Annotated in this window: 17 protein-coding genes and 1 pseudogene; 5 read left to right on the forward strand and 13 right to left on the reverse strand. The window is 48.3% G+C overall.

Features of this window, described 5'->3' with window-relative positions; translation table 11 throughout:
- From AB7S66_RS03825 to AB7S66_RS03850, 6 genes and pseudogenes are all read right to left on the reverse strand, one after another.
- Positions 1–1118: pseudogene (locus AB7S66_RS03825) on the reverse strand (dihydroorotate dehydrogenase); the annotation flags it as partial.
- Positions 1115–1993 (reverse strand): orotidine-5'-phosphate decarboxylase, encoded by an 879-nt coding sequence (pyrF, locus tag AB7S66_RS03830; protein ID WP_428518143.1) that lies wholly within the window; start codon positions 1991–1993, stop codon positions 1115–1117. The gene pyrF and the pseudogene AB7S66_RS03825, both read right to left, overlap by 4 nt.
- A gap of 12 nt (positions 1994–2005) precedes the next feature.
- Positions 2006–2704: an orotate phosphoribosyltransferase gene (locus tag AB7S66_RS03835; protein WP_428518144.1), complete on the reverse strand. Its 699-nt coding sequence runs from the start codon at positions 2702–2704 to the stop codon at positions 2006–2008.
- Between the two features lie 17 nt (positions 2705–2721).
- A complete protein-coding gene (locus AB7S66_RS03840) occupies positions 2722–4323 on the reverse strand; it encodes a bifunctional aspartate carbamoyltransferase catalytic subunit/aspartate carbamoyltransferase regulatory subunit (RefSeq protein ID WP_428518145.1) in 1602 nt (533 codons plus the stop codon).
- A gap of 177 nt (positions 4324–4500) precedes the next feature.
- Positions 4501–7059 (reverse strand): GumC family protein, encoded by a 2559-nt coding sequence (locus tag AB7S66_RS03845; protein ID WP_428518146.1) that lies wholly within the window; start codon positions 7057–7059, stop codon positions 4501–4503.
- A gap of 9 nt (positions 7060–7068) precedes the next feature.
- Positions 7069–8661, reverse strand: a complete 1593-nt coding sequence (locus tag AB7S66_RS03850; RefSeq protein WP_428518147.1) for an SLBB domain-containing protein — start codon at positions 8659–8661, stop codon at positions 7069–7071.
- 484 nt (positions 8662–9145) lie between these two features.
- Here AB7S66_RS03850 and AB7S66_RS03855 point away from each other — a divergent pair, with 484 nt between their 5' ends.
- The 5 genes from AB7S66_RS03855 to ybaK all read left to right on the forward strand — a co-directional run bounded on the left by AB7S66_RS03855 (position 9146) and on the right by ybaK (position 14469).
- The gene (locus AB7S66_RS03855) at positions 9146–10237 is read left to right on the forward strand and encodes a BMP family ABC transporter substrate-binding protein (RefSeq protein ID WP_428518148.1); all 1092 of its coding nucleotides are present in this window, start codon (positions 9146–9148) and stop codon (positions 10235–10237) included.
- 101 nt (positions 10238–10338) lie between these two features.
- Positions 10339–11880, forward strand: coding sequence for an ABC transporter ATP-binding protein (locus AB7S66_RS03860; RefSeq protein WP_428518149.1), 1542 nt, complete (start codon positions 10339–10341; stop codon positions 11878–11880).
- Complete coding sequence (locus AB7S66_RS03865; protein WP_428518150.1) at positions 11877–12944, forward strand: ABC transporter permease; 1068 nt, start codon at positions 11877–11879, stop codon at positions 12942–12944. The genes AB7S66_RS03860 and AB7S66_RS03865 overlap by 4 nt, the downstream gene beginning before the upstream one ends.
- Positions 12941–13912: an ABC transporter permease gene (locus tag AB7S66_RS03870; RefSeq protein ID WP_428518151.1), complete on the forward strand. Its 972-nt coding sequence runs from the start codon at positions 12941–12943 to the stop codon at positions 13910–13912. Before AB7S66_RS03865 ends, AB7S66_RS03870 begins: the two co-directional genes overlap by 4 nt.
- Before the next feature lie 89 nt (positions 13913–14001).
- Entirely contained in the window at positions 14002–14469 is a 468-nt protein-coding gene (gene ybaK / locus AB7S66_RS03875; RefSeq protein WP_428518152.1) for a Cys-tRNA(Pro) deacylase, read from the forward strand.
- Here ybaK and AB7S66_RS03880 read toward each other — a convergent pair.
- From AB7S66_RS03880 to AB7S66_RS03910, 7 genes are all read right to left on the reverse strand, one after another.
- The gene (locus AB7S66_RS03880) at positions 14466–15353 is read right to left on the reverse strand and encodes a zinc-ribbon domain-containing protein (protein WP_428518153.1); all 888 of its coding nucleotides are present in this window, start codon (positions 15351–15353) and stop codon (positions 14466–14468) included. The two genes, ybaK and AB7S66_RS03880, sit on opposite strands and share 4 nt — an antisense overlap.
- Before the next feature lie 8 nt (positions 15354–15361).
- Positions 15362–16666: a hypothetical protein gene (locus AB7S66_RS03885; protein WP_428518154.1), complete on the reverse strand. Its 1305-nt coding sequence runs from the start codon at positions 16664–16666 to the stop codon at positions 15362–15364.
- Complete coding sequence (gene gcvT, locus AB7S66_RS03890) at positions 16666–17784, reverse strand: glycine cleavage system aminomethyltransferase GcvT (protein WP_428518155.1); 1119 nt, start codon at positions 17782–17784, stop codon at positions 16666–16668. The genes AB7S66_RS03885 and gcvT overlap by 1 nt, the downstream gene beginning before the upstream one ends.
- Before the next feature lie 13 nt (positions 17785–17797).
- On the reverse strand, positions 17798–18193 hold the full coding sequence (locus AB7S66_RS03895) for a RidA family protein (RefSeq protein WP_428518156.1): 396 nt from the start codon (positions 18191–18193) through the stop codon (positions 17798–17800).
- Positions 18194–18326: 133 nt separating this feature from the next.
- On the reverse strand, positions 18327–18971 hold the full coding sequence (locus tag AB7S66_RS03900) for an HAD hydrolase-like protein (protein WP_428518157.1): 645 nt from the start codon (positions 18969–18971) through the stop codon (positions 18327–18329).
- Complete coding sequence (locus tag AB7S66_RS03905; RefSeq protein ID WP_428518158.1) at positions 18968–19765, reverse strand: inositol monophosphatase family protein; 798 nt, start codon at positions 19763–19765, stop codon at positions 18968–18970. Before AB7S66_RS03905 ends, AB7S66_RS03900 begins: the two co-directional genes overlap by 4 nt.
- On the reverse strand, positions 19762–20527 hold a 766-nt coding region (locus AB7S66_RS03910), incomplete at its 5' end, for a hypothetical protein (protein WP_428518159.1). The genes AB7S66_RS03905 and AB7S66_RS03910, both read right to left, overlap by 4 nt.

The following is a 20527-nucleotide window of genomic DNA, read 5'->3' on the forward strand; positions in this document are numbered from 1 at the left end:
GGTTTCTCCCCGATGGTAGGAATCCACAGGAATGCAAATTGTCCTGCCTTGCAGTCAAGCGTCCCATCCAATGTGATGATCCGGGTATCCTTGCCATACTGCTCACTTTTCAAAACCTGATGTTTCACATATGCCATCTGTCGGTGATTGATGATATACGAGGGGGATTGCTCTTGGACGGAACCATCTCCGTGCAGAATGGCCTCCGCCTCTCGTTTCACCGCAGCGAGGTATTCAGGCCATGTCCTCTGGTCGACAGTGCCAAGGGCTGAACCAATCCCGACTGCATCCGCACCTGAGGCCATGAGCGCTGCGGCTTCCGATCCACTACTCACTCCCCCCATACCGATAAGAGGTACATCATCACCACAGGCTTGGCGAATCTCCCGGATGGCTGAAAGTGCTCGTTCATAGATATGATGACCACTACTGCCGCCCTTGCCTCCGAGCTTGTTCTGCAAGATGGGAAGTCCTGAACCTGGATCCTTGTGGACGATGGGGCCAACCGTATTGATTGCAACCAAGCCATCGGCACCACTATCCACTACCGCCTTGGCTATCAGGCCGATGTCATCGACATTTGGAGTAAGTTTTACAAACAAGGGGGCTTTGCACTCCTTGGTTGCTTCCTTGATCAATCGCACATATTCAGCGGCAATATTCTGGTCACACCCAATTGACGCCCCATAGCCGACCGATGCATGAGGACAGGAGAAGTTCAACTCCACCAGGTCTGCCACCTCATCAAAGGCTTTTACCAAGGTAATGAAATCTTCAACACTGTTTGCCGAGAGCGATACATTGAGATAGCTGGAAAAGGAGTGTTCTTTCCTGAGTTTCCTCAGTTCATACAGCGCTTGTTCCATCCCGGGGTTGCGCAATCCTACAGAATTTCCAAAATTGCCGACTGAGGTCTCACAGATCACCGGCTCTCGGTTCCCTGGATTGACTTCCACCTGGAAACTCTTGGTGGTAATAATACTGATGGCCTGTACCTTCTCGTCAAAGTAGGTGATCAGTCTGGGTTTAGTGGAAGCGACACCACTGACAGTTCCCAACAGGACAGGAGCATCTGGATTGAGATGTCTTTTTGACAGTAGTTCCATCACATCCTTCATAGATATGTCTCCTCAAGCAGGGATCGAAGGTTTTTCATGCACAGGTCAAGCCAGTCTTCCGGTGCTGGGTTGTTCTTCCATGGATGGGTCAATGCACTGCTGCTGTTTATCCTGGCAAGCTCTACCGGGTACCCAGCCTTTTTCAATATTGTCATGACCCCACTTGCAGATCCTCCTTGGCTTCCGACGCCAGGGATAAGCAGGGGAACCGATTGGTCATGGTAAAAGGTAGCAATCTCTTCCAACTCCTGCAGATTGGTCGCCCCTACCACCGCTCCAACACTTCCTGTCTTCTGGTTATACGCGGCAATCTGGCTGGCCACCTCACGGTAGAGAGGATGTTGTTTTTCATCTTTTTTCACAACAAGCAGGTTCTGCAGGTCTCTACCCCCGGGATTGCTGGTACGATTAAGCAGATAAGCCCCTTTTTCAGGAAACCTGATGAAAGGCTCTACCGAGTCACTTCCCATATAGGGCGCAACGGTTACTGCATCACCCTGCCACGCCTCAAAGGCTTCCTTGGCGTAGTTCATACTGCTTCTGGCAATATCGCCTCGCTTGCTGTCAAGAATGACAGGGATTCCTGGGAAAAAACTCTCCAGCATATCCAGTACATCGGCAAGGGCAGAACTTCCCGAGAAATCTCCATCACGTGGATGGTCGAGGCACTGGTAGTAGCCAAGATTCGGCTTGAACGCTGCAGGGACCAATCCAGCGAGGCTCATCCTCCGAAATAACTGTTGAAAGAAACCATTGAGATCACTACGAATATTCCCGCTGGACACAGGAAGGGATTCAACGATGGGATCCAATCCCATGCAAGCAATATTTCCAGTTTTTTCAGCACTTTCCGCCAATAATGTTTGATAATTCACGCTTATCTCTCCTTACCGATCTACTTTGGGGAATCCCTGCTTCTCACCCCAGCCAAAGGGATCTTCCCTCCACAAGGTAAGCAATCTTGCTTCCTCACTGTCTACATATCCCGTCTCCTGGGCACTTGCAACCATCACATCATAGTCAAGAATGGTAAAGAATGTGCATGCAGGGTCCAAGGATGCGAAGGCTTCCTGGGCTGTGGCAAATCCATAGGTGAAGATTGCCAAGGTATAGGGACAAACTCCTTCCGCTTTGGCAATCGCCTGAACTGCCTTGATGGAAGATCCCCCGGTGGAAATCAGATCCTCTATCAGGAGCACCTTGGCACCAGCATAGGTACCTCCTTGCCCAAGCCCCTCAATCTGCTGGCCAAGCCCATGGTCCTTGCCGGAACTTCTCACATAACTCATGGGTTTCTCGAGTCGGTCTGCCAAGGTGGTTGCATGAGGAATGCCAGCAGTTGCAGTTCCTGCAATGTTATCCGGGTCAAAACCAAGGCTCTCCAGCATTGCAGAGAAAGCCTCGCTGACCAGCTTTCTGGTTCCACTTTCGGCTAGCAGTCTCCTGTTGTCATTGTAGATGGGCATACGGTAGCCGCTTGCCCATGTGAAAGGATCTTGTACCTGGAGTCGGATTGCACCTAACTCCAAGGCTTTTTTTGCCAGGATAGGTCCATAATGGTTTGTAATATCTTCAATATGTTTCATGGTATCCCCAGTGTAGCCTATTTATTCCCACGCTTCCAGATTTCCTTGAAGGTGTGAGTCTTATTGCAGTATGCACAGACAAAGGTGTTGTCCTTGGTTCGATAGAACATGGCTGGAACCCCCTCCCCCTGGTCAGGGTGGGAGATGCATGCTTCATTCGTGCAAGCCAGATCCTCGAAGTTATAGATACGGGGAGGAAGATGCAAGCGGAATTTATTGATGACCCTCCCATCCTTGATCAGGTTCAGCGTACAACCAGGAGCCACTGCACTCAAACGCTTGAGTTGCTTACGGTCAAGGCTGTACTCACCGGGGCGAAAGATGATGCCTTTGAAAATGCCTTCCTGGCCGCTGGTACTTACCCACTCCCCACCTTTGCATGCGTCCAAGCCAAGCACACTGCTGATAAGCCTCATATGTCTCCTGATTTCGCCCGGGCTGTCTCCCTTGAGAATGTGGTCGATGACCAAGCCATTCCGGATTGGTTGTACCCCTTCACTTACCCGCTTCTCTTTTGTTTCCCGGGAGTGCAAGTCCACCTCTGTAATGTAGTCCTCACGCTCATGCACCGCCTTCTTGGCCACAGGAACAAAATCACTGCCGATTTTCCCTGCAAGCAGGGAAAGCAAAACAATCCTCACATACATGCCGTTGATTGATTGTCGTTCCCATCCATTGAGGGGGGTGTCATCGAGGAAGGTGGGAATTGTAGGAGTTACCTTGTGACGGGGAAGTGGGTGATAGAAGGTGGTACCTTCCTTGATCTGGGATAAGAATTCCTCCCTGAATGTGATTGAGCGGCGCAGCTCTTCCTGCCGTTGCAGGATTCTGTCTCCCATGCGCTCCAGCTGCGGACGGGTGAAGTACCACTTGGAAGCCACATCAGGTTGCTCAAGGTATTCTTCGATGGAAGAGAAGATGCGGACTTGGTAACCATTTTCTTCCATCCGGTTTACGTAAACCTCCGGCATTGCCAACTCTACGGGGGCTATCAGATCAACCTTGACCTGTTGGAATATTTTCAGGCCATCAGCTTTTGAGTGCACTGTTCGTCCGTGGAAGAGATCCCCGACCAATGCAAGATGCAATTCCTCGTTGCTCCATTGGTTGTCTTCAAGAAAGGTGAACTCATCAAGCAATTCCTGGGTAGGATGCTCATGCTTGCCATCCCCTGCATTGATGAATACCGGTTTGCGATAGAGTTTATTCCGCTCTGCATAAGCGGCGCAAGCTTCTTCCAAATGTCTGGTAACTCCCTCAACCTTGCTTCGTATGATGAAGATGGTATTCTCATATCCACTGAGGGTATTGAAGGTATCGGCATAGCTCTCTCCCTTGTTGAAGGAAGAACTGTCGCTGTTCAGCTCAGAGACTTTTGCATGATGGAAGTTGGCAGCATTCTTGAAAGATTCCTTGGTCCTGGTACTGTCTTCCAGGAACACTTCATAGATGCCGAAATCCCTATCATCAATTCTAAAAGGGGTGAGCTTCTCTTCATCTCTCATCTCCATCGCTTGCTTGAGAATACGTACCTGATCGAAGAGATACATACGTTCTTCCTTGGAGAAATCCTCAATAACACACAACGATCGCCCTGCAAATACATTCTGTTTTTCCATCTTGGCTCCTTCAAAAAAAAAGCCGGCCCTACGACCGACTCTTCACTACACTATCATATTGAGGGGATTCCCATTCCAGAACATTACACACAACACTGTTTCGTTTCTTGCCCATGGGCTCCCTCCTACCTGTAACTTCGGGAAAACCATAGCAGAGAGTAGGCTCTCTGTCTAGAGTCACTCCTCAATTTTCTTGCCAACCGCATCTATGTCATTCTCAATGTCGGAGAGACACAGTAAATCCTCTTTCACTGGAGTTGCCGATTTCTGAGGCTCCTCTTGTTTTGCTACAGGAACCTCCATTTGCTTGGTCTCCTTGGGATGCGTGTTCGCACTCCCGCGTTCTGCTTCCACCCAATCCGTAATGGTCTGATAGGCAGAATCGGGGCCAAAGGCGAGCACTGCATCGAACTGTTCCGGAGAAATCTTACCACGATTTTTCAGATCACGCTTGTACATTTTTCGATACCAACCATTGGATCGTCCACGAATATGGTGTTTTCGACGTTTTTTCAGTTTTCCACTCGTACCTTCAGCACTGTACCGAGAGGCATAGGAACCATATCCATAGCCCTTGCCATACCCATACCCATAGCCATACCGATATCCAGTTCCAACCGAACCCGGGACCACACCGTTGAATACTACACCACTGATGGGGGCATTTGCCGTTCTCAAGCTGCTGATCAGGTCCAAGAGCGAACCCTTGCTGGTGATACCGGCACGCACGGTGATGATCAGACCATCAACATGTTTGCTGATGGCGAGCAATTCACTTGCCGAGTCCAATGGCGGTGCGTCGATAATGATAAAGTCATAGACACTTTCCAAGTAATGGATCAGTTGCGTATACCGAGGATTGGAGAAGATGCCGGCATGCACCAAAGGAGCATTACCTGGGGGCAACAAGTGCAAATCGGGAACCTTTTCAATGGGCCTGAGGATACACTCTTCAAGGGTTGCCTTCTTGGTGACGTAATCCACCAAGCCCACTTCTCGGTGTTTGAGTCGGAAATAACGCTCCATACTGGGAAGCCGGAGGTCCCCATCAACCACCAATACCTTACTACCCATCTGAGCCAAAGCGATGGCAACATTTCCGATGATGGTACTCTTCCCTTCCGCCATGGAACAGGAGGTGATGGAAAACACATGCTTCTCGCTCCGGTTGTAGAGCATGTTAGCTACCAGCTTGAACCGCTCTGATTCAAAGCTGAGCGGATCATTATGTACAATAAGCGTTGGATACAAATCGAGAGGAGAGACCTTCATCAAGGGGATCCACCCCAAAATAGGTACATCCTTGCCAGCAATCTTCTGGATCTGCTGCTCGGTTTGGATGGATACATCCAAGGCCTCAACGGCCAAGGTGAGCAAAAGGCCGAAGGCCGCTCCCAGTAATACTGCAACAGCCAAGATCAGGAGCCTGTTCGGGCTGACAGGATTGCGTGGAAGGATTGCCTCATCAACAACCGTGACATTGCCGCTTACTGAAGCTTCGATTAGCTTCACTTCTTCCAACATTTCCCGCAGCTTCAATCCGATAGCCTCATAGATCTGGACATCCCTCTGCAACTCAGCGAGACGTCGCTCCAGGACAGGTAGTCGGGAGAGCTCGGAGATGAATAGTTCTCCCCGCTCCTCCAAGATCTGGATACCAACCTCAGTGGTGAGCGCTTGCACCAATGCTTGTGTATAATTCTCATTCCCGTACGACCGGGTAAGCAGGGCGACACGGTCAAGCAGATCCTTGTTCAATTGATTCATCGCACTGCTGATCACATAGGTGCGGGAGGAAGCATCCATGGGCATGGAGATTTGTGTTTGGGTTGCCGAGGGATTACCCAGGGACTCATACATGGTCAATTCTGTTTTCCATGCTGCAAGATCATCCAATTTATCAGCGACCACAGGATCCTTACGGACATCGTCGAGAGAAAGGACTCCTTCAACACCAGCCTCAAGAAGGCCATCATTGTATGCATCAAGGAACACCATTGCTTCCTGCAATTGCAGTTTCAGTGGTTCCAAGCGCAGTGTGTAATAAGAAATCTGTTCAACCAGCAGAGAACTCTTGTCGGTGAGTTGGATTATGTCGCTGTTTTCCCTGAAGTCACCCAAGGCATCCCCTGCTGCAGTGAGTGCGCGATCGTTGATGGGAATCTGGGATTCGATAAACTCACGTTGTGCAGTTTTCGAGTTCTTGGCAATACCGGTCAGCAGTGTATCGTAACTTGAGGCAAGGGCATTGGCGAAATCACGTGCGAATACAGGGTTTTCATCGGTAACCTTGATCCTCACAATGTTGGTATCCTTTACCGTAGAGACCACGATCCTCTCTTTAAGATTACCCAATACGAGCTTATCTCGGTAATCAAGGCCCTCTGAATTCGTGTATTGCGATAGATCCAGCGTACTGAGGGCATAATCGATGTTGCTCCGACTGGTGATCAACTCGACTTCCGTGGCAATCTTCGTACTTGAGGCCGATATATCCATCAAGGATTCGAAAGAAGAGGATGTCTGGATAGGATCTACCAAGACTGAAACTTCCGACTCATACTGGGGAATGGCAACCTGCAAATAGCCCAAAGCAAGCCCTACAACCAGGATGAAGCCTACAAAGAACCAGCGCAGACGCTTGTGAAAGATATGAAGCAGCTCTGCAATGGAAATGCCCTCTTCCCCTGCATCAAATGGACTAATTGACTGTGTATACTCTTCCTGCTGACTCATCTGCTTCTCCTACAGGCTCTTGGAATCCAAGATGATGTTCACAACCGTGGCAACGATTCCCAGGATGGAACTTACCAAGCCTATGATGGCGACCGTAGGAGCAATGTCCCTGGCCAATGTCTCTTTAGCGACTGCAATGGTGGTCTCTGGGAGAATCGGGTCCCCCAATGCAATGCTCTTGCCATCAGGACCCTGCACTTTCACATCAGTGGGATAGGCGGCATCGTCACTCAATCCACCAGCAAGGGAAAGATAGTAATTCACTGATTTGTCCGGTACGTATGCAAATACCCCAGGGCGAACGACCCCTCCACTGACGGTTACCAACCGCTGGGTGAAAGGAATCATGAGGGTATCACCGCTTTGCAACTGCAACGACTGACCCTCTTCCTCATCACCATAAAGTATTTCCTGTATATTGAGAGGAATACGCTCACCGGAACGAAGCAGGTAAGCTCCTTCCAGATCACTTACTGCAAGGAACCGGGAAGAGAGGGAGCTAAGCATCTGCTTCATGCTCTCTCCAGGATAGTACTGATAGAAGATCCTTCCAGAAGGATAGCCGACCAAAGCAGTGGTGGAAAGAGAATCATATACCTCACTGGATGAGACGGCTCCCTCTATGGTTACCGTTTGGAGGCTGGGTTGCTGCTGGTCAACAATGACCTGATCAAGATGGGATAGTTTATAATCGGGTTGCTCGAACAAATTGACATACTGCACATACCATGCGCCACTCTCGGGGTTATACCGTTGAATCCTGATGTTCTGGGCATCAGCCGAAGAGAGGAGCCCACCTCCATAGGTGGTCAAAAGATCTTCCAGGCGATCTGACTCCAGGAGTTGGTAGGTACCTTCCTCATATACCCGGCCGCTGAGCATTACCAGAGTCTCACAACGCTCAAGGGTAATGACATCACCACTTCTTAACAATGGGTCTTCCTCCAAGACACCCTCACGCATTGCTTTATACAGGTCAAATACTTCCTCACTGCCATCAGTGTGTCGGATGCGGACATTTCTTGTTGAAGCATAGGGGGTTGCATTTTGCAGCACTTCAGAGAGTCGGGTAAGCCCCCAGGCAGGGACCACTCTGGTTCCATACACCTCTCCTACCACAGAAACCATGAAGGAACCGGTGCGGATGAATACAAGCTGCGGATTGGAATAACTATAATAGGTACGTACCATATCATAAATGGCTTTCCTAACCTGGGAAAAGGTTTTGCCTTTCCCCTCAATGGTACCAAGACCGGGAATTAAGACACTACCTGACTCATCCACCTGCAAGTCAACCGTTACACTTTTCATACCATCCAGATAGATCAATCGGAAAGTATCACCTGGGGTAACAGGATAAGAACCATTGCTCACAGCACTCTGCAACCGTTGTTCTTCATTATACTCAGGGACCTCGAAGAGAAGCCCAAGCTGGGCAGAAAATGACTGGACTTCCAGATTCTCCACACTGGTGGATACTTTTACCTGAGGTCCAAACAATGGACTGCGGATAACAAGACCGGTTTCCTCTGCACCCAACGAGAAGGTACAACACACCAAGAGGATGAGAACAATTACTATATGTGTCCAAGTTTTATTCATGCAACAATCCTTCATAATGAACAGGGGACATACCATAAAGAAAAGCTAGTCGGTTCATCCTATCATTTGCAGTAGTATGATACAAGTCTCATTTCGCTTCCATGAGCTTCCTTACCTTCACTATTTTCAGTCAGATTTCGCTTTCATTTTGTTGTAAATACGAGTTATCAATCAATTTTTCAGCTCTTTTTGCTACTTAGTTTTGATCAATATGCAACAACTAATATGCTTTGCAACAATTATTGCCACCGATACCATACTTTCTGCACAAAATCATAAAAAACGTATATTTCGGTAAAATGAATTTTTCTTACTACATTTTTGAATTTACCTAGAATTATACTAGGTTAAAATGCGTTTTTCATCGTTAAAGGTTTATCAATAATGTTTTGACAGCAGGAAAAACGTCCCGTATAATTTGAAACAGTTGAGGTTCTTCGAGTACCATCAACGACATCACGCAATCTTTTGTAAGGAGAGAAACATGAAAAAGAGCATTGTCTTTCTGTTGATCATGCTGTTGGCCACTTCCTTTGTATTTGCACAGGGAGCACAAGAGACCACAGATGCTGCAGATGCACCCCTTAAGGTAGGTGTCATCTACATCAGTCCCCCTGGAGATATGGGGTACTCCTACATGCATGACCAGGGCACTATTGCCATGGAAGAGCATTTCGGGAACAAGGTCGAAGTCATTCGCATGGAAGGTATCCCAGAGAATGAGAGTAGTGAACGTGTCATGGAGAGCCTCATCGATGAAGGATGCAAAATCATTTTTGCAAACTCCTACAACTACCAGCAGTACATGCTCAATGTTGCTGAGAGATATCCTGATGTATACTTCGAACACTGCTCCGGTTATCTCTCCGCTGACAACATGTCCAACTACTTCGGAAGAATGTATCAGATGCGCTACCTCTCCGGTATGATCGCTGCTGAAATGTCTCCTTCTGGAAAGATCGGTTATGTAGGTGCTTACAATACTCCTGAAGTTGTACGTGGAATCAACGCATTCACCCTTGGTGCACGCGCTGTAAACCCAGATGCAACTGTTACCGTTGTTTGGACCAACACCTGGTTCGACCCTTCCCTCGAGCGTCAGGGCGCCGTAGCGTTGCTTGACCAGGGTTGTGACGTCATTGCACAGCACCAGGATACCACCGAACCTGCAAAGGCAGCCATCGAACGCGGCAAGTATGCAATCGGTTACAATGCTGACTTCCGCAAGATAATTGGTGATGACCGCGTTCTGGTCTCCCCGATGTGGAACTGGGGCAACTACATGATTCCTGCTGTACAGAGCGTTCTTGATGGCACATGGGAAAGCCAGAGTTACTGGGGTGGCCTTGAGGACGAGATGATCCATCTTTCCCCGATTTCCCCATTGGTACCACAGGATGTAGTTGATGAAGTCATGGCTGTCCAGGACAAGATCCACGATGGCGAGTGGGACGTATTCTGGGGTGAGCTCAAGGACAACAATGGTGCTGTCCGCCAGAAAGCAGGCGAGAAGATGAGTGACGATGCAATGCTCACCATGGACTGGTTTGTTGAAGGTGTTATCGGTAGCGTCTGATTTTAGGAATTCCTATTGGATAGGGGCGGGCGGCTGCCCGCCTCTACTTGATTCAAGACTTTTCTTGCCTTGTTTCTGAGGCAAACGTAAGTGGACAGAACATGAGTGAAATAACCACCGACGAAACACCCGTCGTGCGAATGGTCAATATAACCAAACACTTCCCCGGGGTACTGGCAAACGACCAAGTTGACCTGACCTTGCACCGCGGAGAAGTTCTCGCCTTACTTGGTGAGAACGGCGCCGGCAAGAGTACCCTGATGAATATGTTGGTAGGACTGTACCAGGCCGATAGTGGGGAAATTTATGTTAAGGGAGAGCTGGCAGACATCAACTCCCCGCAGGACTCGATGGCCCTAGGGATTGGCATGATCCACCAGGAATTCATGCTGGTAGGGAACATGAGTGTAGCAGAGAACATTGTCCTGGGCATGAAGGACCTTCCTTTTGTACCACCCATGGCAGAGATACACGAAAAGATAACGGAGCTGAGCAAGCGCTATGGCTTACAAGTCTATCCGGATAAGATAATTCAGGATCTTTCCGTTGGGGAGCAACAGCGTGTAGAAATATTGAAGTTGTTGTACCGAGGGGCTGATATTCTCATTCTTGATGAACCTACAGCAGTGCTTACTCCTGGGGAAGCAAGAGATTTGAATGAGATCCTGAAAAAGATGCTCGCCGAAGGCAAGAGCGCTATCTTCATTACCCACAAGATGGATGAGGTAATGGAGTTCAGCCATACTGTCCAAGTACTGAGACGAGGGAAAAGTGTATCAGTCTGTCCTACCAAATCGATCAAACGGGTACAGGACCTGGCCAACATGATGGTAGGTCGTGATGTACTCTTCTCCTTGGAACGTGGCCCGTACAACCCAGGGGAAATCAAGGTCGAGGTGAAGGACCTTCTCGTTCTGCCTGTAGGGGGTGGAAAACCGGTTCTGGACAATGTCTCCTTCTCAATTCGTGGTGGGGAAATTTTCGGTATCGCTGGTGTTGCAGGTAATGGCCAGCAACAGTTGACTGAGGCCATCACAGGGCTTCTGAAAGTCAACAGTGGAACCATTTACCTCAACGGAAAGGATATGACGAACAAGACTCCATTGCAGATCATCAAGACAGGGGTAAGTCATATCCCCGCCGACCGGGGAAGAATGGGTGTGGTCGGGGACATGAGTGTGGGAGATAATCTCTCGATGAAGAAATATCGTACGACTGAACTCTCTCAACACAATATCATCAAGCGGGGCTTGGTCCGGAAGTTTGCAGACCGCCTCATTGATTTGTTCGCCATCAAGACCCCCAACCAGGATACTTCGGTGAAATTCCTGAGCGGAGGGAATATCCAGAAAACTATTCTGGCACGAGAGATTGACTCCTGTGGAGGCATCCTTGTAGCAGTATACCCTTCCCGAGGACTTGATGTTGGAGCCACAGAAGCAGTGCGCCAAAACCTGATCAAGCAAAGGGACAAGGGGAGTGCAGTCCTGCTGGTCAGTGAGGAGCTGGAAGAGCTGTTGATGGTTGCGGACAAGATTGCAGTCATGTTTGAAGGAAGAATTATGGATATCGTAGATGCAAAGGACGCAAAAACCGAGGAACTTGGCATGTTGATGGCAGGTGTTGAAAGGAGGGATATATGAAATTCCGCTTGGAAAAGCGCGACTACCGATCCACCAGAATGGCGGTACTCGTCCCCGTAGTCAGCCTGCTGGTCTCATTTGTCCTGGGAGCTGTCGTACTGCTTATATCTGATGCGAATCCATTTCAGGCCTATGCAGCTATGATCAAGGGAGCCTTCGGCAGCCAGACAAAATTGCAATATACGCTGGTGAAATCCATCCCCTTGCTCCTCTGCGGTCTTGCTGTGGGAATAGCATTCCGTTTGAAGTTCTGGAATATTGGCGCTGAAGGGCAGTATGTCGCTGGTGTCATCGGTATTACCTGGGTCATGCAGTTCTGGACATTCCTTCCAACCGCACTGCTTTTGCCGGTTGGTATGGTCGTCGGGATCCTGTTCGGAGCCTTGTGGGGAGGTATCCCCGGTGTATTGAAGGCTCAGTGGAGTGTGGATGAGACGCTCACTACCCTGATGATGAACTATATCATCATCGGCTTTGCTGAATATCTGTATTTCAATGCATGGAAGGCTCCCAGGGGAAATATGGGAACAGTGCTCTATCCCAAGGAAGCCTGGCTTCCCAGAATCTGGGGCCGAGTACATGGAGGCATTTTCTTTGCTTTGATCCTTGTGGGCATTCTCTGGTTTGTCTTGTATAAGACACGTTGGGGATTCGAGCTGAATATGATCGGTAAGAACAAACGTGCAGCAGAGTGCCAGGGAGTCTCGATCAAGAAGAACATCATCCTGGCCATGTTGCTCAGTGGAGCAATTGCCGGTTTGGCTGGTGTTATCGATGCGGCAGCAGTTACGCACCAGTTGACCAAGGGAGTGGATGCAGGATACGGGTTTACCGGTATTATCATTGCCTGGATGAGTGGCCTCAACCCATTCATATCCATTGTGGTCTCAGTTATCATGGCCGCTCTCGAAACGGGTAGTGATGCTTTGCAGATGACCATGAAACTGCCCAATGCGATGGGCGCAGTTTTGCAAGGCCTGATACTCATCCCTTTGCTGGCAGGCAATATCTTTATCGAGTACCGATTGCTTGTCATCAAAACCCGTAAGGAGGTTACTGCATGAACATGCTTGATTTCATCACAAAACTACTAGCGGCAACATTGGCCATGGGGACCTCCCTTGCGTATGCAACCTTGGGAGAGGTCTATACCCAGAAGACAGGGATACTGAACCTTGGAATGGAAGGCATCATGCTCATGGGAGCCCTTGCCGGATTCACCACTGCGTTCAATACCGGTAATCTGTATCTAGCGCTGATGATGGCGATGCTGGTGGGCGGGTTCTTCAGCCTCATCCATGCATTCCTCTGTATTACGATGAGGGCCAATCAGGTTCCGGCAGGTCTTGCCATCACCATGTTCGGTACCGGTCTTGCCAATTTCCTGGGGGAACGTCTTGGACCTGCATCCAATGGATACAACCTCACCGGTATGAACATCCCTGACAAGTTCAGCAACATTGCAATCCCATTCTTGAGTGATATCCCCATCCTCGGGGCACTCTTTGATGTGAGTTTGCTTACCTACGCACTCTACGTTCTCATTCCATTTGCCTGGTTCTTCATGTACAAGACCAAGCATGGCATGGTGGTCCGTGCTGTAGGGGAGAATCCAAGAACGGCAGCATCGATGGGTATCTCGGTTACCAAGATCCGCTATCTATACACCGTAATTGGAGGTATGCTTGCTGGTCTTGGTGGCGCTTGTCTATCTCTGAGTTTCACTCCCAGCTGGAATGAAGGCATGACTGGAGGCAAAGGATGGATTGTAATCGCCTTGGTTATCTTCTCCACCTGGAATCCGGCGCGTGTAGTAATTGGAACACTGGTCTTTGGTGGTATCACCAGTTTGCAGTTCAGCCTACAGGCTGCTGGACTGAAGATGGTCATCCCAAGCCAGTTTCTTGGATTCTCGCCGTATCTGATCACACTTGTTGCATTGGTTGCCATGACTATCATCAACCAGAAGAAAAAAGGTTCATTCGCCTCTCCTTCTGCATTGGGTACATCGTTTGCCATAGACGACAAATAATCACCTCGATCAATCTGCCATCAAGAGGGGGCCTTCGGGTCCCCTTCCCCTTGCTTGCACACCTGCTTGCAAACAAGTACCATACTCCCATGAAAAAGACCAATGCCATGCGAATCCTGGAGGCACAAGCCATTCCCTATGAGGTAGTGGAATATGCATGGGATGAAGAGCATCTTGATGCAGTGCATGCAAGTAAGGTTGCAGGTTTGGAACCTTCACAGGTTTTCAAGACAATCGTGCTGGAAGATAGTGAGAAACAGATATTTGTATTCTGCCTTCCTGCAGACTTTTCTGTCAGCCTGAAGAAGGTGAAAGCATTGACGGGCAGTAAGGATATTGAGTTGTTGAAACTTGACCGGTTACAGTCTGTAACGGGATATATACGTGGAGGTTGCAGCCCCTTGGGAATGAAAAGACAATTCCCTACCTACATCGAGGAAGTCGCCCGACTTGAACCGTATATCCATGTGAGTGCAGGAATGCGTGGCCTGCAGCTGAGAATCAAACCTGAAGACCTCGTAACAGCAACACAGGGACAGTTTGCAGACTTTACTTAGTCATGTCTATTATGACTGGTGAAATATCTCCTGAGACGCAGGGAAAGAGAGACGGCAACCATGAACAACAGGATAATTATTGCCGATACCAAAAGACTGCTTGCCCAACGAAGATGAACTGCGCCTGTTTGGTAGCGGGTCAGCGCACCATCAAACACTGCACTGGCAATGAAAAGAACCACCATTGACCCGAGTACAATATCTGCAATGGGAATCCTGTTTCCCTTTCTATTGGCAAACCAAAAGAGGAACAGAGAGAATCCAACCAAGAGTGCCAGGAGTGTGGGAATGGCTACAGGAAGAAACCAGGTAAAGGAACCAGAGACAACCACGTTAATAAGCGCTATATAGAAAAGAGTGGCCAATACACAGAGTGCTGTACTTCCCTTCACATGCTTCTTTGCCGATCTGGTCCAAGGAAACACCCCATACATCCAGAACATTGCAATACCACCAGCTGCAACGAGTGACCAATCCCACGTGAGATCATACCCATCGAGGCCAAGAAGCAAGATCGCAGCAATCAGGCTTTGCCAGCTTGCATGATTGACATAATGAGGTTTTGCCAGAACGATGGAAACGAGGCTTAGGGCAGCCATGGCTATGGAGAACAGGGGAATGAATGCATACGCCAAGGCTCCAGAAAAGAAGAGGGTGAGCCCAACGGTAATCTCGCTGGCCACAAACAAGGCCACAATTAATTCAACCAAGCCTTTTCTTGCCTTGGTTATGCCACGAGTTCCCTCCGGGGGTAATTTCTTTGCAAAGAGAGGTTCACTGGTTGGGTCCTCCATTCCTGGGGGAAGAAGGACCTCTGTCCCACACAACGGGCAAGTCTTTGCCCCACTAGCTAGTTTGACTCCGCATCGTACGCAATATGCCATGGTTGTTTTTACCTCGTATCTTCCCTGTTGGTTGCAATTTCGACTTGGATACCATCTTCCACCAAGAAGGTACAGAAGATCCGCTCCAAGGAGGTGTCTGATGCATAGAAACTATTAAAATTCACCACAATCCTATCGAGATAGCCAATGACCGACAAGCTTATCTTGTTCATCAACCCGGGGCTCAGATGGAAGTCACAACGCACCACCTGATTCTCCAATTGAGGAGGCAGCACAACATACCCAAGATTTGAGATTACTCCACTGTATTGGTCATCGCCCAGAAAATCCGAGAGTAGCTTGAATAGAGGATTTTTCAAAGCAGTAGGGGCGAAACGAATTATGGGGACTCTTTCCCCGGATACATTTCGCTTGATCTGGCTCAACAACCGCTTTCTCGACTGCGCCTGGACCATCTGCAGATGGACCTCAGTGGCAATCTCATCAAACTCATAGAAGCCTAATGCCGGCTCAATGCCGACGACGGCAAACAGGGTAAAATTCCTCATCGTATCATAGCCGAATATTCTTCTCAGATTCATTGGGACAGAAAGTCGTATAGGCTTGCGTCGCTTCTGATGAGGGATCTCCTCAATTTGCAGTTGCTGCAGACTGTAGAGATAGACTGATGAGAGGTACTCCCCTATGGTAAGAGACCTCACTTTTGCCCGTTCCTTGATCTGCTCGGTTAAAATAGTTGCACTGATTACCTTTACCCTATCATCAAATGGTCCTTTCCCCTTACGATGATAGGCCTTGCTGATCGTAGGATATGAGGATACATGCTTATCGTAAAGATGTTGGAACGGGTCACTGAACTCCTGCTTTGTGGGTCGCACCCGATAGTCCAATCCACTAGGAAACTTGACCTGCTGTATTCCTGCATGATGGCAGTACCGCTCAACCAACAGCTTGAGGTAATTCATCGCACCAGAACCGTCGGTAAGCGCATGGAAACACTCCAATGCTATTCGGTGATCACTATAGATCACCTTGAAAAGGTACTCATTGTTCTCCTTGAACGCAAATCGTCCACTGGGATAACTTCCCTCTTCATGGACAATGGGCTCGGCATCATTGGGAGAGAGATAGTACCAGAAGAATCCGGTATGTAACCGAACCTTCGCATAGGAACAACGATGCAGAAGGTCGTGCAATGCCTGCTCCAGGACTGTTTTCTTTATCGTGAATGAAAAATCCATGGAGACGCGGAATGTATTCGCATTGAATACAGCCTCAGTGGGAGGAAAGATCAATGCAGAGTTATCGAGAGCGATGAAACCTTCGGGTGCAAAATTTTGGATACGTTTCATTATAATTCGCTGTTTTTCACTCCATGCTTGTAGAAAGGCGTCTTCACCAGCTTTGCTCTCTTGCGTTGCCCGTGGATTTCAATATCCACGGTGTCACCGAACTTGAGTCCGGCCTCTCGTTTGATCAGGATATAGGCACAAAAGATACCCAAGGTAGGGCTTTTCGTCCCACTGGTAACATACCCGATATCCTCATCTTCCAGGAATACGCGGTAACCGCTGCGGGGAACCGCCTTATCCACCATCTCTATGCCTCTCAGCGTCCTGGGGATACCCGCTTCTTTCTGGGCAAGTAAAGCATCCCTTCCACAGAAATCACTCTTTTCTAGTTTCACAAACATGGAAAGATTGGCTTCCAACGGGGTAATAGTGTCGCTGATCTCATGACCGTACAAAGGTAGTTTCGCCTCCATACGCAAGGTGTCACGACTACCCAGTCCACAACAGATAAGGCCAAACGGCTTGCCTGCTTCCAAAAGGATATCCCAGAGCAGTGGCCCATCTTCAGCAGCACAATACAGCTCATACCCATCTTCACCTGTGTACCCTGTTCGGCTGATGAGGGCCATCACTTCCCCCACTTCACACTGACTGCGGAAGCGGAAGGTTTGCAAGCTATCACAATCAGGCCACAAGGTAGATAGAATCTGGGTAGCTAAAGGACCCTGCAAAGCCAACAGGACCGTTGCATCGGAAATGTCCTGTACCATCGGGCACTCCCCTGCTTTGGGATTGCCTTGCTTGATCCATTCCAGGTCCTTCTCACAATTGGATGCGTTCATGACAACCATGAAAGAGATATCGGAGCGGCGGTAGATGAGTAAATCATCAACCACCGTTCCATCAGGATAACACATCAGTGTATAGCGGCATTGCCCTACGAGCATATCACTGATTGAGTTGGTGCAGAGATAATCAAGGTAGGAGGCTGCTGTCTCCCCACTTACATTACACTCACCCATGTGGGAGACATCAAACAGTCCCGCACGTTCTCGCACAGCGTTATGCTCACCAAGGATGCCTGTCTCAAATTGCACAGGCAATTCCCAACCTCCAAAGTCGATCAACTTGACCCCAGGATAGTTCTTGTATCGCTCATACAGTGGTGTGTGTTTCATGGCTAACCTTTACTTATACCAAGGCAATCATTTCAATTTCTACAGAAACGTCCTTGGGCAACTTTGCGACCTGCACCGCTGAACGGGCTGGAAGGGTTCCTTCACCAAAATAGGATGCATAGACCTCATTGACTGCTCCAAAGTCATCCATGTTCTTCAGAAACACAGTTGCCTTAACGACCCTTGAAAGATCGGTACCAGCTTCTGCCAGCACGGCTTTCAGGTTTTCAAATACTTGCTTTGCCTGATTCGCTGCATCCCCACCTACCAACTCATTGGTTGTTGGATCGACAGGAAGTTGTCCACTCGTAAAGACAAGGGGACCTGCTACAACAGCTTGGCTGTATGGACCGATTGCTGCAGGAGCGTTAGCAGTGGAAACTTGTGTTTTTTTCAGTTGAAACATCATATGATAAGTTCTCCTCTTTTTTTCTATAAAAGGTGTGATTATCAGTTATACCTTTCCAGATAAATCTACTGACCAACACAGCATATCATAAAATGAGGAGAATTGCATTGCTTAGGGATGGAAACTCACTGTCTTATAGGATTGTAAGGAGCTCTTCCGGACTTCGGGCAACGGCAAGCGTAGTCTCGTCCTTCATATACCCTTTAGGAAAACCAAAGCCCCAGTCTACTGCAATAAAGGGGACCTTTGCTTCAATGGCACCTTTCTGGTCATGATACGTATCCCCGATAAGTACCGCATCGTTTGCTTTAATCGAAAGATCATTGAGTACCTTGTTTACGATATCTGCCTTTGAGAGCGTTGAATCCAGATCAGCGCCCCTGATGGAATCGAAATACCCATCAAGATTGAAATGTTCCATCATCTGTTTCGCCAAAAGTTCATACTTCAAGGTTCCCACTGCAAGCAGATACCCTCTCTTTTTCAAGGTGGATAATAATTGGGGGATACCTGTATAGGGATGGGCGTTGAAACGTCCATGCGTGTCATATTCAACCCGATAGAGAGAGATTGCTTCATCTATCAGGGAGGGTTCTAGATTGTACACTTTCACAAAACATTGCGTGATGGGAGGTCCAATGAATTTACTCAGCTGGTTCACATCATGCTCTGGAGGCAAGCCCAACTTCTCTATAGCGGCATTAGCTGATGCGAATATTCCTGGAGAGGTATTCATGAGTGTCCCGTCAAGGTCAAAGATTGCAAGTTTGAAGCTCATGCATGAACCATATGCAAAATCCAATCTTGTATCAAGCCGTTTGAGGCTACAAGATCACACCTCTCATCAGTAAACGGTTGTCCAGGATCTGCACTCTCCAGTTTTCCCCCTGCTTCTTGGACGATAATCATACCTGCTGCAAGATCATAGTATCCCAGGCATCGTTCAAAGTATCCATCAAACCTTCCAGCAGCAATATAGGAAAGCTCCAAAGCACAGGAACCAAGGGAACGGAAGTCACTGGCAGCCAAGAAGATTCTTCGCATACGTTCAAAATATTCATCCGCCAGATCATGACGACGATGAGGCGGCACGCAGACCAGCAAGGCTTTGGAGACATCATCAACATCACTTACCCTGATCGGTTGTCCATTCAGGAAAGCACCACGGCCTTTGCTTGCCCAGAACAGTTCTTCTTGCCTTGGGTTATAAACCACACCTACCAGTGGCTTGAACGGTTCCATTTCCCAGGCAATGCTGATCGTATAATTGGGAATTGATCGAAAGAAATTGGTTGTACCGTCTATGGGATCTATCACCCAGCGACCATTCTCATGGGTCCCTGTCTTTCCACTTTCCTCCCCAAAAATTGCATTGTCAGGAAAGTGCTGCTTTAGTATCCCGATGATATGTTCTTCAGCTGCTTGATCAGTCTCAGTAACAAAATCATTCTTTTGCTTGCTTCTCACTGTAATGTGTTTTGCTGTTCCAGCATCAAGGACCAGCGTCCCAGCTGACTTGGCTGCCTGCAGGGCAACTTCAAGGTGATGCGCTATATCTTTTTCCTGAATCATCTCATTCTCTTCTTCTCAAGGATCCTGTCACCCAAATTCACCGAATATTTCCAATCTGCTTGGGAAAAATCCTCATAGCGGATTACCTGCTCTTCTGCTTCCAATAATTTCCCACTCATGTTGTATTCGAGATAGAGAACATTCCAGATGGTCTTGTTTTGCATGTACATGATGGCTCCGATATGTTTCTTTCTATCCCAAGCACGTAGTACATCACCTTTTTCCACCATCAACACCACGGTTATATCGTATCCGGGAATGGTAAACATTTTGTCTGTCTTGTCACTCAGTTGTGCTTGCCTTGCTTGTTCGATTAAACCAGCAGTACCCATCAATAGTTGAGGTTCTGCATGTTCACAGAATGATACAAAGGGATTCTCTGTCTCCCATGCAGGATTTAACCTCTCCAGGATTTCTCTAAGTGTTGACGGTAAATTGCCACCCACTGTGTTTGCAACCGTTTCTTGATGAAAATCAGGAAATTCCAATTTCGGTTCTGGTTTTCTCAGTGGTTGCGGTTTTTCTCCTGTCTTAGCAATAGTATCTGCAAGCAAGAACCGCGGAATACCCGTCGTTTCATCCTCGCCACCTTTATCTTCAACTACTGCTGATTCAGATACAACCTTCTCTTGTTTTCTATATTCAGGCGGTAAAGCAAGACGATTATCTGGATGGAAGGGTTTTTCTTCCTCTACAGGTTTTTCTTCCTCTACAGGTTTTTCTTCCTCTACAGGTTTTTCTTCCTCTACAGGAGTCTCTTCC

It is taken from the genome of Sphaerochaeta sp. (genome assembly GCF_050178175.1).
In the GTDB taxonomy this organism is placed as follows: domain Bacteria; phylum Spirochaetota; class Spirochaetia; order Sphaerochaetales; family Sphaerochaetaceae; genus Sphaerochaeta.

What these genes read in the sequence shown, in the direction of transcription:
- AB7S66_RS03885 (WP_428518154.1), bottom strand. Translation starts at nt 16,666, where the DNA reads ATGAAACGTATCCAAAATTTTGCACCCGAAGGTTTCATCGCTCTCGAT.
- AB7S66_RS03850 (WP_428518147.1), bottom strand. Translation starts at nt 8,661, where the DNA reads ATGAATAAAACTTGGACACATATAGTAATTGTTCTCATCCTCTTGGTG.
- AB7S66_RS03840 (WP_428518145.1), bottom strand. Translation starts at nt 4,323, where the DNA reads ATGGAAAAACAGAATGTATTTGCAGGGCGATCGTTGTGTGTTATTGAG.
- AB7S66_RS03860 (WP_428518149.1), top strand. Translation starts at nt 10,339, where the DNA reads ATGAGTGAAATAACCACCGACGAAACACCCGTCGTGCGAATGGTCAAT.
- AB7S66_RS03865 (WP_428518150.1), top strand. Translation starts at nt 11,877, where the DNA reads ATGAAATTCCGCTTGGAAAAGCGCGACTACCGATCCACCAGAATGGCG.
- AB7S66_RS03900 (WP_428518157.1), bottom strand. Translation starts at nt 18,971, where the DNA reads ATGAGCTTCAAACTTGCAATCTTTGACCTTGACGGGACACTCATGAAT.
- AB7S66_RS03870 (WP_428518151.1), top strand. Translation starts at nt 12,941, where the DNA reads ATGAACATGCTTGATTTCATCACAAAACTACTAGCGGCAACATTGGCC.
- AB7S66_RS03880 (WP_428518153.1), bottom strand. Translation starts at nt 15,353, where the DNA reads ATGGCATATTGCGTACGATGCGGAGTCAAACTAGCTAGTGGGGCAAAG.
- gcvT (WP_428518155.1), bottom strand. Translation starts at nt 17,784, where the DNA reads ATGAAACACACACCACTGTATGAGCGATACAAGAACTATCCTGGGGTC.
- AB7S66_RS03855 (WP_428518148.1), top strand. Translation starts at nt 9,146, where the DNA reads ATGAAAAAGAGCATTGTCTTTCTGTTGATCATGCTGTTGGCCACTTCC.
- AB7S66_RS03905 (WP_428518158.1), bottom strand. Translation starts at nt 19,765, where the DNA reads ATGATTCAGGAAAAAGATATAGCGCATCACCTTGAAGTTGCCCTGCAG.
- AB7S66_RS03835 (WP_428518144.1), bottom strand. Translation starts at nt 2,704, where the DNA reads ATGAAACATATTGAAGATATTACAAACCATTATGGACCTATCCTGGCA.
- AB7S66_RS03895 (WP_428518156.1), bottom strand. Translation starts at nt 18,193, where the DNA reads ATGATGTTTCAACTGAAAAAAACACAAGTTTCCACTGCTAACGCTCCT.
- ybaK (WP_428518152.1), top strand. Translation starts at nt 14,002, where the DNA reads ATGAAAAAGACCAATGCCATGCGAATCCTGGAGGCACAAGCCATTCCC.
- AB7S66_RS03845 (WP_428518146.1), bottom strand. Translation starts at nt 7,059, where the DNA reads ATGAGTCAGCAGGAAGAGTATACACAGTCAATTAGTCCATTTGATGCA.